The 16569-nt window shown below is 38.8% G+C and carries 14 protein-coding genes, 1 rRNA gene and 1 riboswitch; of the genes, 13 read left to right on the forward strand and 2 right to left on the reverse strand.

Going from position 1 to position 16569, the window contains the following annotated elements; all coding sequences use genetic code 11:
• The first annotated feature begins 36 nt into the window (after positions 1–36).
• From BLV55_RS13635 to BLV55_RS13645, 3 genes are read left to right on the forward strand one after another with little or no spacing between them, the layout of a single operon-like run.
• On the forward strand, positions 37–420 hold the full coding sequence (locus BLV55_RS13635; RefSeq protein WP_093315402.1) for a hypothetical protein: 384 nt from the start codon (positions 37–39) through the stop codon (positions 418–420).
• A 15-nt stretch (positions 421–435) separates the two neighbouring features.
• Positions 436–1128: an S-layer homology domain-containing protein gene (locus BLV55_RS13640; protein WP_093315404.1), complete on the forward strand. Its 693-nt coding sequence runs from the start codon at positions 436–438 to the stop codon at positions 1126–1128.
• Entirely contained in the window at positions 1128–1505 is a 378-nt protein-coding gene (locus BLV55_RS13645; RefSeq protein ID WP_176968423.1) for a phage holin, LLH family, read from the forward strand. Before BLV55_RS13640 ends, BLV55_RS13645 begins: the two co-directional genes overlap by 1 nt.
• Before the next feature lie 297 nt (positions 1506–1802).
• Here the strand turns inward: BLV55_RS13645 and cobO are convergent, their stop codons facing one another.
• A complete protein-coding gene (gene cobO, locus BLV55_RS13650) occupies positions 1803–2321 on the reverse strand; it encodes a cob(I)yrinic acid a,c-diamide adenosyltransferase (RefSeq protein WP_093315408.1) in 519 nt (172 codons plus the stop codon).
• A 133-nt stretch (positions 2322–2454) separates the two neighbouring features.
• Between cobO and BLV55_RS13655 the strand changes: the two genes are divergently transcribed.
• The 9 genes from BLV55_RS13655 to malQ all read left to right on the forward strand — a co-directional run bounded on the left by BLV55_RS13655 (position 2455) and on the right by malQ (position 15050).
• On the forward strand, positions 2455–3072 hold the full coding sequence (locus tag BLV55_RS13655; RefSeq protein WP_207646088.1) for a class I SAM-dependent methyltransferase: 618 nt from the start codon (positions 2455–2457) through the stop codon (positions 3070–3072).
• A 67-nt stretch (positions 3073–3139) separates the two neighbouring features.
• The gene (locus BLV55_RS13660) at positions 3140–3976 is read left to right on the forward strand and encodes an undecaprenyl-diphosphate phosphatase (protein ID WP_093315409.1); all 837 of its coding nucleotides are present in this window, start codon (positions 3140–3142) and stop codon (positions 3974–3976) included.
• Positions 3977–4234: 258 nt separating this feature from the next.
• Positions 4235–5302 carry a carbamoyl phosphate synthase small subunit gene (locus BLV55_RS13665; RefSeq protein WP_093315411.1) on the forward strand — a complete coding sequence of 356 codons (1068 nt, stop codon included), beginning with the start codon at positions 4235–4237 and terminating at the stop codon, positions 5300–5302.
• The gene (carB, locus tag BLV55_RS13670; protein ID WP_093315413.1) at positions 5295–8507 is read left to right on the forward strand and encodes a carbamoyl-phosphate synthase large subunit; all 3213 of its coding nucleotides are present in this window, start codon (positions 5295–5297) and stop codon (positions 8505–8507) included. The genes BLV55_RS13665 and carB overlap by 8 nt, the downstream gene beginning before the upstream one ends.
• A complete protein-coding gene (locus BLV55_RS13675; protein ID WP_093315414.1) occupies positions 8504–9277 on the forward strand; it encodes a dihydroorotate dehydrogenase electron transfer subunit in 774 nt (257 codons plus the stop codon). Before carB ends, BLV55_RS13675 begins: the two co-directional genes overlap by 4 nt.
• Positions 9270–10199 carry a dihydroorotate dehydrogenase gene (locus BLV55_RS13680; protein WP_093315416.1) on the forward strand — a complete coding sequence of 310 codons (930 nt, stop codon included), beginning with the start codon at positions 9270–9272 and terminating at the stop codon, positions 10197–10199. The genes BLV55_RS13675 and BLV55_RS13680 overlap by 8 nt, the downstream gene beginning before the upstream one ends.
• A gap of 440 nt (positions 10200–10639) precedes the next feature.
• Entirely contained in the window at positions 10640–11866 is a 1227-nt protein-coding gene (locus BLV55_RS13685; RefSeq protein ID WP_176968424.1) for a DUF401 family protein, read from the forward strand.
• A 23-nt stretch (positions 11867–11889) separates the two neighbouring features.
• Positions 11890–13530 (forward strand): alpha-glucan family phosphorylase, encoded by a 1641-nt coding sequence (gene glgP / locus BLV55_RS13690; RefSeq protein ID WP_330386635.1) that lies wholly within the window; start codon positions 11890–11892, stop codon positions 13528–13530.
• Positions 13527–15050 carry a 4-alpha-glucanotransferase gene (malQ, locus tag BLV55_RS13695; protein WP_093315420.1) on the forward strand — a complete coding sequence of 508 codons (1524 nt, stop codon included), beginning with the start codon at positions 13527–13529 and terminating at the stop codon, positions 15048–15050. Before glgP ends, malQ begins: the two co-directional genes overlap by 4 nt.
• A gap of 130 nt (positions 15051–15180) precedes the next feature.
• Here malQ and BLV55_RS13700 read toward each other — a convergent pair whose 3' ends face one another.
• Positions 15181–15741 (reverse strand): folate family ECF transporter S component, encoded by a 561-nt coding sequence (locus BLV55_RS13700; RefSeq protein ID WP_093315422.1) that lies wholly within the window; start codon positions 15739–15741, stop codon positions 15181–15183.
• 76 nt (positions 15742–15817) lie between these two features.
• Positions 15818–15911: riboswitch (THF riboswitch) on the reverse strand.
• Positions 15912–16350: 439 nt separating this feature from the next.
• Between BLV55_RS13700 and BLV55_RS13705 the strand changes: the two genes are divergently transcribed.
• A 16S ribosomal RNA gene (locus BLV55_RS13705) occupies positions 16351–16569 on the forward strand; the annotation flags it as partial.

Consider the following 16569-nt stretch of genomic DNA (forward strand, 5'->3'; position numbering starts at 1 on the left):
AATGGAAAACCTTCGGGATATGGAGGTGTGAGCGATATGGATGATATTGTATCTCTTGTTATTCCTTTTATTGCTATGATCTTTTTTATTGGAATGACAGAAAACATTGTTGAGGAACTTGAAAACCTTTTTAATCGAAAAATTCATGAGGCAGTTGGATACTTCCTTGTTCTGGTTTTGGCATTCGCTATTTCCATGCTTGGAGACTATCGATTCTTTGAATATTTGGATGTGACGTTTCAGTATGATTGGATGGATTGGATGATGTCAGCATTTGTCATAGCGGCCGGATCCGGCTTTCTGGAAAAGAAATTCGATATCATAAACACCATTCCGTCAGTGATTAGTGGAGTACGTATAAACAGAAGCAAGAAAAAGGATGATCACCATAACAAAGATGATTCGTTGCCGCCAATTTAGAGAGGGGTGGAACAATTGGAAAAATCAGGAATAGGGTTAGTTGAATTCGCTGAAAGGCAGTTAGGAAATCCATACTGGTGGGGAACTTTCGGGCAGATAGCGACTGAAAATCTACTGCAGCGATTAGCAAGACAGTATCCAGCACACTATCCAGCTTCCAGGATGTCGAGATATCGTCAGGGATTTGGAAAAAGAGTTTTTGACTGCAACGGCATGGTAAAGGGTTATCTTTGGACTTTACCGGGAGGTCAGCTACAGTATGATGCTACTACAGACTGGAATGCAAATGGCACTCTTAAGAGGTGCGCTGAGAAAGGTCCGATCAACACTATACCAGATGAGCCTGGGGTTCTCGTGTTTTTCCCTGGGCACGTTGGTGTTTATGAAGGAAATGGAAATGTTATTGAGGCGCGTGGTTTTAATCATGGAGTTGTGAGGCGGCCACTCAGCGCAGGGCGTTGGCATAGCTGGGGAAAGCATCCGCACATTGACTATAGCATAGAAGGGATGATAGAGCATATGAAATCTAAATATTTCAAAGACATAAAACAACAATGGCAGGCGGATCATGTCGACCCGCTCAAGGAAAAGGGAATCATAAGCGGTAGAACGGAAACAACCTTTGATCCTGATGCTCCGATCACCAGAGCAGAATGCGCTGTTTTGATTAAGAAAACAATCGACTATCTTGAAAGGGGTGGAAGATAGTGATTGAAACAATATATACTGCAATCGTAGGCCATGTGATTGAGATATTCTTTTTATTGCTTGCATTGGTAGGAATCTACGCAGGTAAACATATTTTGACAGCCAAGGGAGTTATAAAAACCAAGCTTAGCCCAGAACAATTTCTGATAGTTAAAGGCATTGCAGAATCCGTCGTGCTTTTCGTGCAACAAAAATTCAGGCAAAAACAACCGTCGGAAAAGCTGGATCTTGCCGTTGAACACGCAGTGAGTATTTTAAGGGAGAACGGTATAAACGTAGACGAAAACGTTCTTCATGTTATGATCGAATCCAATCTGAAACGCCTTAAAAAAGAATTCGGGGATGCATGGAAAATTGAAGCCGAGGATGAACCTTAAAACATCCAGGGCGGGCTCGTGGGTCTTTTTTATTTAAATCTTTTGTGTTATTATATATTTTGCATTGAAGGCTATTTTGTTAAATTGTATAATTGCAAAAATAAACCTATATATAATGAAGGAAAAAAGTTTATTGTGAATGGCTAAAAAAGCACATGCATTTAATTAAAAAGCTAACACATAACTAACAAAGGAATCTATGTACATTGATATTGCAGGGTTGGCAATTATCGAAAAGATAATGATGATTCAAAAAAACAGCCCACTTATCGGGCTGTTTTTTCAAAAATAAATTCTTTAATTTTCAATACCTTTACGAGCTTTTACACCTTGTTGATAATAGTGTTTTACTTCTTTCATTTCTGTTACCAAATCAGCAACCTCTAATAACTCGGCAGGAGCATACCGACCGGTTATAATCAGTTCTGTTGAAGCTGGTTTGGCAGCAATAAGATCAAGCACCTTATCTATAGAGACAAGCTTATAATACAGAGCAACATTAAGTTCGTCTAAAACCACGACATCGTATGTTTTGTTGCGAATTATTTCTCGTGCTGTGTCTAATCCTTTTTTTGCAATGAGAACATCTTCTTCTGTTGGATCGTTTTTAATGAAGCAATCGCGACCATATTGTTCAATGGTGATACCTTCTAATAAAGAAGGGGCTTTCATTTCGCTGTAAGCCATTCCTTTGATAAACTGTCCGACATATACTTTTTTGCCACTGCATACGGCTCTCAAAGAAAGACCCAGAGCTGCTGTGGTTTTGCCTTTTCCATTGCCAGTATAAACTTGAACATATCCTTTCTCAGGCATAGTGTTCACTCCTTATATGATAAATTCTACTTCATGGATATCATTATAGTAGAATCATCAGAGAAATGCAAAAATGAACAGCATCAAGCTGATAGCAAGACAGATGAATTACCAGGTAGAAAGGGGATCTTTTGTGGAATATACGGGAGAACGAGTAATACCGGAGTATATGAGCCCTAAGAATGGAATGTTAAGGGAACATATAGCAAGATACCTGTTTGCTTCAAAATATTGTTTTGGTCAAATACTTGATTTAGGCTGTGGCGTAGGCTATGGTACAGAAATATTACTTGATTCAGATGATGAGAATAAAATTGAGCATATCACAGGGGTAGATATTGATTTAGATAGTATTCAATATGCCAAGGATATGTACGGTTATCTGAAGAGCACATTTCAAGTTGGCGATGCAAGAGAAACCAGCTGTATCCAAATGCTTAAAAAATACGATCACATCATTTGTTATGAAATGATTGAACATTTGAGGGAAGACACCCAAGTGATAGAAAATATTTCTAAAATGCTAAAACCTCAAGGAAAACTTTTTATTTCAACACCTTTTGGTCAAGGAAAAGGAAAACCGTGTTCTTCTCCTTATCATGTTCATCAATACCTTGAATCAGAGTTTAGGGAGCTACTGGAATCATTCTTTAATATAGATATGTATTACCAAAGAGATGAAACAATTGAAAAACCAGTAGCAGGGAAAAAGTATTATTTAATGATAGCTGTTTGCGAACATAAAGGCTAGTAAAGCATTCGCGTTACGTTTTTGAAGCATAGAAATAGCCATTTTAATAAGGAGGTAAACAGAACCAATGACATTATTTCAAGCTATTGTGCTGGGGATTGTCCAAGGGATTACAGAATTTTTACCAGTAAGCAGCTCAGGACATCTGGCGCTAACGCAGTTTTTCTTAGGAGTACCGGAAGATCGGGTGTTTTTTTTAACGGTAATGCTACATATAGGCACCTTGTTCTCTGTACTAGTGGTATACTGGACAGATTTAATTAATATTCTTATTGCCTTTTTTCAAATGTGTGCCGATGTTATTAAAGGAAAAGGATTAGGATTAGAGAAAGAATACCATCGATTAGCTTTTTTGATTATTGTAGGAACGATTCCTACGGGTATTATGGGCTTGTTATTTAGAGATATATTTTCTAATATATATACATCACAAAGAGTAATAGGAATAGCGTTGATTATTACTGGAACCCTTTTATGGACGTCTGAAAGATCGCAAAAGTTTATGAGTAATAAAAAAGAACTTCCGGAAATGACCTGGAAAAATGCGGTTGCCGTGGGCATTTTTCAAGGTTTTGCTATAACGCCGGGAATGTCTAGGTCTGGTGCGACTATTTCTGGTGCACTATTTCAAGGAATTAATAAACATACCGCAACTCGGTACTCTTTTCTTCTCTCTTTTCCTATTATTGCTTTAGCGACTATGTTGGAGGTAATAGAAGCAATAGAAGTAGGTACTGGCGATATCGGTCTATCGATGCTGATGGTTGGGATTATAACATCCTTTCTTGCAGGTGTATTCGCCATAAGGACGCTCATTCGTATGATTGCTCAAGGAAAGCTATATTATTTTTCATTTTACACATGGGCTCTTGGGAGTGGATCACTAATTCTTTCTTTTTTGTAAAATTGAATATTGACACATATTCGTCAGCATGATAGTATATTTCGAAGATATAAAAACAAAAGAAATACCTTTAAATTGATCCTGCGAGGTCAGAAAGGGAGTGAATGATATGAAAAGCAATTGTCATGTAAGTAATGGGAATTACGTTAATGCTAAAAGTGTAATAGGGACAGTGAGAAAGGCGATAATTTTCGCTTTTTCATTGTCCTTTTTGTTTGCCCAAACAAGTAAAATGCCATGGAATCAGGAGGTAGTAGCATGAAAGCACAGCTGATATTAGAAAACGGAAAAAAATTTGAAGGACGAGCTTTCGGATATAAGCAAGAAAGCGTCGGAGAACTGGTTTTTACAACAGGCATGACAGGATATCAAGAGGTACTGACGGATCCATCTTACCATGGGCAAATCGTTACGTTTACTTATCCACTGATCGGAAACTATGGAATTAATTTGGAAGATATAGAATCGGCTACTCCACACCCAAAGGCATTAATTGTTCGAGAAAAAGCAAACTATCCCAGTAATTGGCGATGTGAAATGGGCTTAGAAGGCTATTTGAAGCATCACAAAATCATGGGTATTGAAGCCCTTGATACTCGAGAACTAACAAAAATAATTCGGGACCAAGGAACAATGAAGGCGATCATAACCCTTCGAGAATTAACAGAAAGTCAGATTGCTCAAAAATTAAATCAGTTTAATAACATTCATGCCGTAGACAGAGTGACGACTAGTCACTCATATGAAGTCCTTGGGGAAGGAAAGCATGTAGCAATCATAGATTTTGGAGTGAAAGAAAATATTCTTCGTTCTCTTCAGTTAAGAAACTGTAAGATTACTGTTTTTCCAGCCAGAGCAAAGGTCAAAGAGGTACTTAGTATAAATCCTGATGGGATTCTATTGTCGAACGGACCTGGAGATCCTGAGGATTTAATGGATATTGCCGATAACATACGAACCTTTGTTGAAACAAAGCCGGTTTTTGGGATTTGCCTGGGTCACCAGATTTTGAACTTAGCGTTAGGTGGAAGTAGCAAAAAGATGACATTTGGACACCGAGGCTGTAATCATCCGGTAAAAGATTTACAGCAAGGGAAAGTATACATTACTTCCCAAAATCATGGATATGTGGTTAATGAAGTGCCAGAAACCCTTGAAATAACGCATATTAACTTGAATGATCAATCTGTTGAAGGATTGAGACATCGTAAACATCCTGCATTTAGCGTGCAATTTCACCCAGAAGCAAGTCCTGGACCTCAGGAAACAAAATATCTATTTGATGAATTTATGAATGCGATGAAAGGAGGGCAAGATCATGCCTAAAAAATCAAACATTAAAAAGGTATTGGTGATAGGTTCCGGTCCAATTGTTATCGGACAGGCTGCCGAATTTGATTATTCAGGAACACAGGCTTGCCAGGCCCTTAAAGAAGAAGGTGTCGAAGTAGTGCTCATCAATAGTAACCCAGCAACCATTATGACAGATAAAGCATTTGCTGATAAAATATACTTAGAGCCATTAACGTTAGAATTTGTTGAAAAGATTCTTGATAAAGAAAGACCTGATAGCCTTATGGCAGGAATGGGTGGTCAGACGGCACTGAATCTAGCCGTTGAACTTCATGATTCCGGTGCTCTGGAGAGATACAATGTACAAGTTATTGGAACCTCGATCGAATCTATCAAAGAAGGAGAAGATCGAGAAAGGTTTAAGGCAATGATGGAGCGGATTGATCAACCTGTGATTGAGAGTAGGATTGTTACGAATCTGGAGGAGGGAGTGGGTTTTGCTCAAGAAGTAGGATATCCGGTTATTATAAGACCTGCCTACACCTTAGGAGGTACAGGGGGAGGAATGGCTTATAATGAATATGAGCTGGAAGAAATTTTATCAAGAGGACTTCATCTAAGTCGTGTTGGTCAGGTGTTATTAGAAAAATCGGTTCTTGGCTGGAAAGAAATAGAATATGAAGTAATGAGAGATGCTAACGGCACTTGCATTACTGTCTGCAATATGGAAAATATCGATCCAGTAGGTGTTCACACGGGTGATAGTATTGTGATTGCACCTGTACAAACTTTAAGCGATAAAGAACATCAAATGCTTCGTACCGCAGCCATTGACATTATTAATGCCGTAGGCATTGAAGGGGGATGCAATGTTCAGTTTGCAATGAATCCTAAAAGCTTCGAATATGCCGTAATAGAAATTAATCCACGTGTTAGCCGTTCCTCAGCCTTAGCATCCAAAGCAACTGGTTATCCAATTGCAAAAGTAGCATCCAAAATTGCCCTTGGATATGGGTTGGATGAAATTAAAAATGCGGTCACTGGTAAGACGTATGCTTGCTTTGAACCGACCCTAGATTATGTAGTAGTCAAAATTCCTAAGTGGCCTTTTGACAAGTTTAGAAATGCCAAACGATCCTTGGGAACAAAAATGATGGCTACAGGAGAAGTGATGGCATTGGGGAATAATTTTGAAGCAGCATTGCTAAAAGGCATTCGATCTTTAGAGATTGGAAGATACAGCTTCATTAATCCAGATTCTGAACGAAAAAGCCTTCAAGAGCTAAAAGCTCAAATACAAGTACCGGATGATGAACGTATTTTTGATTTGGCTGAAATGCTGCGCCGCAACTATCGAGTGGAAAAAGTATCAGAAATTACTGGCATAGATCCTTTCTTTATCCAAAAAATTCAAGGGATTGTTTTAATGGAAGAAGAACTTAAAGAAATGAAAAGCACCGATCTAACACCTCAGAAATTACGAAATTACAAACAAAAAGGATTTTCGGATAAAGGAATGGCCGATATAATCAAGTGTAGTCCACAAGCAATTTATGGTCTGAGAAATCAATGGAACATCCATCCTGTATATAAAATGGTAGATACCTGTGCCGGTGAGTTTGAAGCACAATCACCATACTATTATTCAACCTATGATTCTGTGGATGAAGTCAACGTAACTTCTAAACGAAAAATAATGGTTATTGGATCAGGACCTATCCGAATAGGACAGGGGATTGAGTTTGATTATTGCTCTGTGCACAGCATCTTGGCCTTAAGAAAGGCAGGGTTGGAAACCATTATGGTAAATAACAATCCTGAAACAGTGAGCACTGACTTTGATATTTCTGATAAACTTTATTTTGAACCTTTAACAGAAGAGGATGTATTAAACATTGCTGAAAAAGAAAAACCGGAAGGGGTTATTCTACAATTTGGTGGCCAGACAGCCATCAAATTAGCCGATTTTTTTCAGGAAATGAATATTCCTATTCTAGGAACTCAACCAACACAAATCGATACAGCAGAAGATCGTGAAAAGTTTGAAAAACTAATGGATCGATTGAAAATAAATCGTCCACAGGGAAAAGCTGTGTGGTCTTTAGAAGAAGGATTGAAAGCAGCCAACTTTTTGGGATATCCTGTTTTAGTAAGACCCTCCTATGTGCTTGGTGGAAGAGGAATGGAAATCACCAGAGATGAGCTGGAACTTAAGAAATATCTGAAAGACGCTTTTGAAGCTGATCATAAGAATCCGGTATTAATTGATCGATACCTAATGGGCAGAGAAATAGAAGTAGACGCTATTTTCGACGGTAAAGATGTGCTAATACCTGGTATTATGGAACACTTGGATCGGGCTGGGGTGCATTCTGGAGACAGCACATCACTATACCCGGCTGAATACCTGACAATAGAAAGAAAAAAAGAATTGCTGGAAGTAACAAAGAAAGTTGCCAAAGGACTAGAGATATCAGGAATGGTAAGTATTCAGTTTATAGAATTTCAGGATAACTTATATTTAATTGAAGTAAATCCACGTTCCAGTCGAACCGTACCCTACATCAGCAAAGTTACCGGAGTGCCGGTTATTGAATTAGCCACCAGAGTGATGCTGGGTGAGAGATTACAAGATATGGGATGGGGAATAGGACTTTATAAAGAAGAAAAAATCCATACGGTTAAAGTTCCTGTATTTTCAACGGAAAAATTACCAATGGTTGAAGTAAGTCTTGGTCCAGAGATGAGATCAACAGGCGAAGTTTTAGGAATTGGAAAAACCTCGATAGAAGCCATGTATAAAGGGCTTATTGCAGCGGGAATCACAATGCCTCAAAAAGGTGGAATTATATTAGCAACGATCAATCTTCACGAACATCAGAATTTTGCACGTCTTGCCAAGCGGCTTCATGCTATGGGATATACCTTAAAAGCGACTTCGGGGACAGCGGAGACCTTATCGGAGAACATGATTCCTGTTGAAACGGTGAAGAAAATTAAAGAAGGGGTTCCTAACTTGTTAGACCTTATTCGAAGTGGGACGATCAGTCTGATTGTAAACACGCCAACCAAAGGGAATGACAATCTAAGAGATGGGTTTAGGATTAGGAGAATTGCCGTAGAAGCAGGCGTTCCATTGATTACTTCTTTGGATATATTAGAAGCTATGATAGAAATAATGGAAAAAGAAGTTCAGATCAAAGATATGGATGTAATTGAGATAGGAGGTATTGCATGAAACGAATGATAAAAGCATCAATAGTAACGCATGAAAAAATTGGAGAGAATTGCTGGAGTATGTGGTTAAAAGCTCCTGGGATTACGGAAGGTGTTATTCCCGGACAATTTGCTCATATTAAGCTTAAACAAGGAGAAAAACTATTACCTCGCCCGCTTAGTATTTGTGAAATTGATCGAAATCAAAAGGCATTACGAATTGTCTATGCTGTTGTTGGAAACGGAACAAAAGATCTTTCTCTAATGAAAATGGGAGAGGAAGTTACCTTATTATCACCTTTAGGGAACGGATATGATATTAAGGCCACAGCACAGAAGAGTATCATTGTTGGGGGAGGTATGGGGATACCACCTTTGTTAGAACTTTCCAAGCGCATTCCAGGAGAAAAAGAAATATACCTGGGATATGCTTCAACCCCCTTTTTACAGAAAGACTTCGAAGAACATAGCGAAAAACTTAGAATTGCAACAGATGATGGATCTTATGGATACACAGGAACAGTACTGGACGCTATGAATTACTATCACGCAGATGGAGATGTTGTATATAGTTGTGGCCCTAGACCAATGTTGCAGAAAATTTCTGAATGGGCTAAACAAAAAGGTATTCCTGCACAGATTTCCCTTGAAGAACGAATGGCTTGTGGTATTGGTGCTTGCTTAGTATGCACCTGCAAGATTAAGAAAGAAAAGGAAGAGGACTGGCAACATCAAAGAGTTTGTTCGGACGGACCGGTTTTTAATAGTAAGGAGGTTGTTTGGGATGCATAATAAAGCGGTGAAAGAACCAGATCTTTCCGTAGATTTAGCAGGCGTAAAACTCAAAAATCCAATTATGACAGCGTCGGGCACCTTTGGATCTGGGAAAGAATATGGGGAGTACATTGACTTAAATCGACTAGGTGCAATTGTTGTAAAAGGCGTAAGCCTGACACCTTGGAAAGGAAACCCGACACCACGCGTTGCTGAAACCTATGGTGGGATGCTGAACGCAGTCGGACTTCAGAATCCGGGGGTGGAAGCATTTATTAAAGATGATTTACCATTCTTAAAACAATTTAATACGAAAGTGATTGTCAACGTATCTGGAAAAAGTATCGAAGAATATTGCCGTGTTGCCGAAAGACTGGCTGATACAGAGGTAGATATGCTAGAACTTAATATATCCTGTCCTAATATTAAAGAAGGTGGAATAACCTTTGGAACAGATGAGAAAATGGCTGCAGCGGTGGTAAAAGAAGTGAAAAAACGAAGCCGACAGCCCTTAATGGTCAAGCTTAGTCCGAATGTATCGGATATCACTAAGATTGCAAAAGTGGTCGAAGAAGAAGGAGCTGACGCTCTATCATTGATAAATACGCTATTAGGCATGGCTATTGATACAAAGAGTAAAAGACCGGTTTTAGGAAATATAATGGGTGGTCTTTCTGGTCCTGCCATTAAACCTGTTGCTCTAAGAATGGTATACCAAGTATGCCAGACGGTTAAGATACCGGTTGTAGGGATGGGCGGTATTATGAATGGTCATGATGCAGCTGAGTTCATATTAGCTGGTGCAAATGCTGTGGCAATCGGAACAGCAAACTTCACAAATCCTTGTGCCACCATGGATGTGATGGAGGAACTAATCCATTACATGAAAGAACAGCAAATGGAGAGGCTGGAAGAATTAAGAAATGCGTTGACTATTTGAAAAGAACTAGTTGATGGAATTATCAGAAAGTGGTATAATAAGAACAAGGAAAGAAGTTTTGTAGCCTGGCAAAATCATTCTTTAACGGCAGGGACGTCCTAAGATGCGGAGTGGACTTCGCATAAGGTAAAAAAGAGAAAAACATACGTTTGCAAAATATCTATTCAAGCAGTACCTTTCGAGCAGTACCTTGTAAAAAGACGGTTGCAGAAAAGAAGTAACAATATGCAAAATGTCAGGAGGTATGCGGAATCCAAGATTCTATAAGCGAAAAAACTGAATATCCAGGTGATCTGAGAGGTCTCTGCCGTTGACAGGATTTTCCAACTTCGATGAAGAATTGGGTAATCCTGTTCCTTTTTGTGCATAAAACCAGATTAGAATGGTACAATAGAAATAGCTGTCAAAATAATATTAACTCTAGAGAAGGAGCAAAAATAATGGAACTATTAAAGTTAGGTCTTGTTTTTGTGGTTATTTTACTATTGATAAAAAAGAAGATTAATTTAGGAGTTTCAATGATGATAGGGTCGGCACTAATGGCTTTTTTATTCAAAATGTCCGTGGGTGAAACCATAAAAACATTTTTTATAACCATGGTTAGCACATCAACAATACAAACAGCATTGGCTTTAATGTTGATTATGATGCTGGAATATATAATGCGTCAAAAAAACATGCTGGAAAAAATGGTACTTTCGCTAAATCATCTTATTAGAGATTATCGGATGGTGATGCCAGTCCCTCCTATGTTTATGGGCCTTCTTCCATCAGCAGGTGGAGCCTTGTTTTCTGCTTCGATGGTATCGAATGCTTGTGGAGATCATAAAATGACGGCTGAACGGAAAGGCGTTATTAATTTTTGGTTTCGACATGTATGGGAATGCGTATTACCATTATACCCTTCACTGATCATAGCTTCTGAAGTGATGGGAGTGCCGATGAATCAATTCATAAAAAAGACATACCCCTTTACTATTATGGCTGTGGTACTTGGGATTCCTTACCTCCTTTATGAAATGAAAAAAGAGAATAGGGAGGCAGCGAATCTAACACAACAGACGGATACAAGTGAGACAAGGAACAAGAATCAAGATATTAAGGACCTCATCCTGGGGATTTTTCCAATCCTTATGATTTTGGCAGCATTTTTTCTACTAAACTTATCGCTATGGTTCTCTTTGTTTCTAGTAATTCTTCCGATGGTTTTTTCTATGAACCTCTCTATGAAGGAGATTCCAAGATTTTTACAAGCTTCCGTATCTTACAAAATCATTTTGATTCTTATTGGCATTATGATTTTTAAGGATATATTGGAAGTATCTGGTGCGGTGAATATATTGGTTGATCAAATGGTAGGCTGGGGAATTTCGATTGTAACATTAAGTATACTGCTGCCTTTTGCCATAGGCTTTTTCACTGGAATATCTCAAGCATTTGTTGCTATAGCCTTTCCGATACTCATAGGAATGATGCCAGAAGTAAATTTATCTTTGATGGCGTTGGCACATGTCAGTGGATTTGCAGGAATTATGGTATCACCGATGCATTTGTGCTTAGTCTTAACAGCTGATTTTTTTAATGCTCAAATGGGTAAAATGATTGCAATGATGTTTCCTGCACTTTTAATGATGATCGGAGCGGGATGGATGTTGGTACAGTTATGATAAGAAAAGAAAGGATGGTCAGCTTGAAAAAACAAGAGTCAAAGCAAGGTGTTATTGCTTATTTTTGTATGGAATACGGTTTAGAATCATCATTTAAGATTTACTCCGGCGGTCTCGGAATTCTGGCAGGAGATCATCTGAAAGCATGTAAAGATAAAGGCTTACCGGTGGTTGGAATTGGCATCAAGTGGGAACAGGGATATGTAGAACAATACTTGGATAAGGAAGGAGCGGTGACAGATTGCTATCGCAACATTAATTGTTCGCATCTGGAAGATACCGGGACCATAGTAGAAGTAATTATCCGAGAAGAAAAAGTGCCAGTAAAAGTATGGAAAACAGAAGCTTATGGTAATGTGCCTTTATTGTTACTAGATACCAATATTTCCGGTTCGCCGCATCATGGAATAACCAAAAATCTTTATGGTGGAAACAGTGAAGATCGGGTTGCGCAGGAAATTGTGCTCGGAGCAGGAGGAATAAAAGCATTAAGAGCGATGGGATACTCCGTAAACACCTACCATTTTAATGAAGGCCATGCCGTGATTGCTGGACTGGAGTTGATCGCTGAAAAAATGAGTAGAGGTGTATCTTTTCATGATGCCTGGGAAGAAACAAAAAAAGAAATTGTGTTTACGACGCATACACCCGTTGAGGCTGGTAACGAAACCCATCCCATAAGTCGCTTTCTTTACATGAATGCAAACCAAGGATTAACGATTGAACAGCTAATAGAAATAGGGGGAGCACCCTTTAATATGACGGTGGCTGGATTAAGGCTTTCAAGAAAGGTTAATACCGTAGCCGAGCTTCATTTGGAGACTACTAAAAAAATGTGGAAGTCCGTTACTGGAAAAGCTCCCATGATTAACATTACTAATGGAGTGCATCTAAAAACCTGGATGGATGATGGGTTTCTGGAACAAAAATTAGAAAAAGAAAAATGCCTGGAACTTCATCAGAAAAACAAAAAAAACTTGATAAAGCTTATTGAAGAAAGGACAGGTGCTGTCTTTCAACCTGAAAAACTAACGATTGGATTTGCACGAAGAATGACTCCTTACAAAAGAAGTGATCTAATATTTAGTGATAGATCTAAAATAGATCTATTGCTGAAGCAGGAAAAAATCCAACTGGTTTTTTCTGGAAAAGCTCATCCCATGGATAATGCCGGGAAAGAAAAAATGGGCGCTATTTATGAAATGCAAAAAAAATATCCAAACGCTATTGTATTTCTTCAAAACTACGATATGGAAATAGGTGCATTGATCACGAGAGGATGTGATGTCTGGTTAAACAATCCTCAACGACCTAAAGAAGCCTGTGGAACATCCGGAATGAAGGCAGCTATGAACGGAGTCCTCAATCTAAGCATTTTAGATGGATGGTGGCCTGAAGCTTGTCAACATGGGGTTAATGGCTGGGCAATTGGAGATGTGATAACCCCTAAGACAGAAGAGCAACAAGATCAAAAGGATGCAAAAGCTTTATATGAAATGATGGAGAAGGAAGTTATTCCTCTCTACTATGAAAACACTGAAAAGTGGGCGGATATGATGCTGAAAAGTATTGAAACAACGAAAGAAGCTTTTTCAGCGGAACGCATGGTAGATGAATATTGGAATAAAATGTATAAACCTAAAAAAGGAAGAGGATTAGTATGATCCTATCAGAGAAAAAAGCAGGTATTTTACTTCATGTGACATCGCTTCCTTCCAGCCATGGCATTGGTGATCTGGGAAGTGCTTGTAAGGAATGGCTAGACTTTCTTGTTAAGACAGAACAACAGTATTGGCAGATTTTGCCCATTCACCCTGTTGGTTTTGGTGAATCGCCATACCAAAGTTTTTCAGCTTTTGCAGGCGAAGAATTATTATTGGACCCAGAATGGATGAGAGAGAAAGGATACCTTACCAGTAGTGAATTGAAGAACACGCCCATTTTTGATGACGAGGTTGTTGACTATCAAAAAATCGGTGAATGGAAAGAAAAGCTGTTTTACCAAGCATTTCTAAGGTTTCGAAAAGAATCGGGTGCTAATGACTTTGCTCAATTTTGCGAGCAGCATAAGGACTGGTTGGATGATTATGCTCTTTTTAGAGCCATTAAAAAGAAGGAAAAAGAAAGACCTTGGCATCAATGGCCAGAAAAATTGAAAAAAAGGGATAGCCAGGTGATACGCCAGTTTAGTGAGGAAAACGTGGAGTTGATACAGTATTACCTGTTTTTGCAGTTTTGTTTTTTTATGCAGTGGCAAAAGATGAAAAAAAAGTATACAGAACAAAATATTAAAATCATAGGGGACTTACCTATTTTTGTGGCTCACGATAGTGCTGATGTGTGGGCTAACTCTCAATTGTTTGACTTGAAAGAAGATGGAACACCTCGCGTGGTAGCCGGTGTTCCTCCTGATTACTTTTCGGTGACAGGACAACGGTGGGGAAACCCACATTATAAATGGAATGAAATGAAGAAAAATCATTACAATTGGTGGAGTAGGCGCCTAGAGCACCTCTTAACAATGGTAGATATAATAAGGATAGATCATTTTAGAGGATTTGAAGCTTATTGGGAAATTCCGGAAGAAGAAATAACAGCTAAAAACGGTAGATGGATAAAAGCACCTGGAGACGAACTCTTCAAAGAGCTGAAGAAACAATATTCAAGCCTTCCTTTGATTGCGGAAGATTTAGGAATTATCACTCCATCTGTAAGGGCGTTAAAGAAGAAATTCGGACTCCCCGGAATGAAAATACTGCAGTTTTCTTTCTATCCTGGTTTGAAAAAAAGGGAAAGACCTTATGAGTATGAAAAAAACACTTTTGCGTATAGTGGAACGCATGATAATGATACGTTAGTAGGTTGGATTCAAACAGAAGCACAGGAAAACAAGAGCATTGCTTTACGTATAAAAAAGCAGCACGGGATTGATGTTTATGATAATGTCGAAAAGACATGTTGGGCTCTTTTGGAGGTGTTGTTCAGCACCAATGCAGGAGTTGTGATAGTCCCAATGCAAGACTATCTTTGTTTAGGGTCAGAAGCAAGGATGAACTATCCTGGTACAATAGCGAATAACTGGCGCTGGAGAGTGAAAAAAGAAGCGATAGGTGATGAGTTTTTAGCTGTTAAGATAAAACAGCTAACGACAAAGTTGAATCGTTTCAGGAAAAAAAGAAACTGAAAAATTAGAAAAACAAGCAAATACAAAACACAAGATCCTAGCACTGGCCTTATCACTGAACACAGATAAAATCTAGGAAAACCCTTGATAAAGGGTCTTCCTAGAGAAGGTTACCACCTGGGATGCGTTTTTAGTTCTGTAATACATTGGGAACTAAATTTGTTTTCTGAAAAGATTTGATCACCGCGTACACAAGCGTGATATTAATAATGGTGACAACTCCATGACTTGCTAATCTGGCTGGAAATAATACCCAAAAGCCAGTACCCAATAAATGAGTTAGCCAGACCGTATTCAGTAGACCGGAAATTAAGAGATACACCAAAATATTTGATGCAACCACAGAAACTAAGGAAAACCTTTGGAAGCCAAACCTACCGGTAACTAGCACAACCACGCCTGGAATAAAGCCGGTTAGACCCGAACTAATGGTGAAACCAGGGTGAAAAGCAGCACCGTGGGAATTGATTAAAAATCCAAGTAAATCGCTGACGATGCCTGTCATGAAACCAGCAAAGGGACCAAGTAAAATACCGGAAATAATGAGAGGGACATTTCCAAAACTCATTCGCACACTATTGTTAAATAACATGACGGCACCAATACGAGAAAGAATAATATTGATACCTACAAAAAAAGACGCCATAACCAACACTTTTGTAGGTATGCGCCCGGAACTTAGACCAAACATATGCACACCTCCTTTCTCTTAAAGTGAGGCATTTAGACCCCACATAAGAGAAATAGAGATATGATTTCTCATATGTGGCAGCGGATGCAACATTATAACGCGAATAGAAATTCTTCGTTTGAGAGCAACCTCCCATCCCTCAACACTTAACGCATAATGTCTACTCTGCCTCTGAAATCATCATATGATAGAACAAGATAATTGTAAAGGCATTTATGATGAATTCTTTTAGATGGAGATTAAAGGAAACACTAAATCAAGCAAGTGGGATAGAATCGTTTCGAAAAACATTGTGAAGATATTATAAAGGAAGAAAAAAAGTGTCATAAAAAGTTTTAGGTAAAAGGGGATATTTTGTTGACACCTTTCCTTAAAAATGGTATATTAAATAAGCCGCAAAAACACGGCGACAGTAACAAATGCGAAGCGGAAAACAAGACAAAAAAAGGTATTGACATCGAAAGTAGAGCATGGTAAGATAATCAAGTCGCTTAAGAGCGGCAAAAAATAAGCAAAGAGAGTTCTTTGAAAACTGAACAGCAGAGAGAACGAAACCACACGTTAAAACGTGATGGAAAACGCAAGCAAAAGCTTGGGTACAGGAAGAATTTATATAAGAGTTTGATCCTGGCTCAGGATGAACGCTGGCGGCGTGCCTAACACATGCAAGTCGAGCGGAGTGCCTTTTCGGAAATTTTCGGATGGAAGAGAAGGATACTTAGCGGCGGACGGGTGAGTAACGCGTGGGCAACCAACCTTGATCAGGGGGACAACATTGGGAAACCAGTGCTAATACCGCATAGCTCTATTGAAAGGCATCTTTTAATA

This window comes from Tindallia californiensis, from assembly GCF_900107405.1.
GTDB classification, from domain to species: domain Bacteria; phylum Bacillota; class Clostridia; order Peptostreptococcales; family Tindalliaceae; genus Tindallia; species Tindallia californiensis.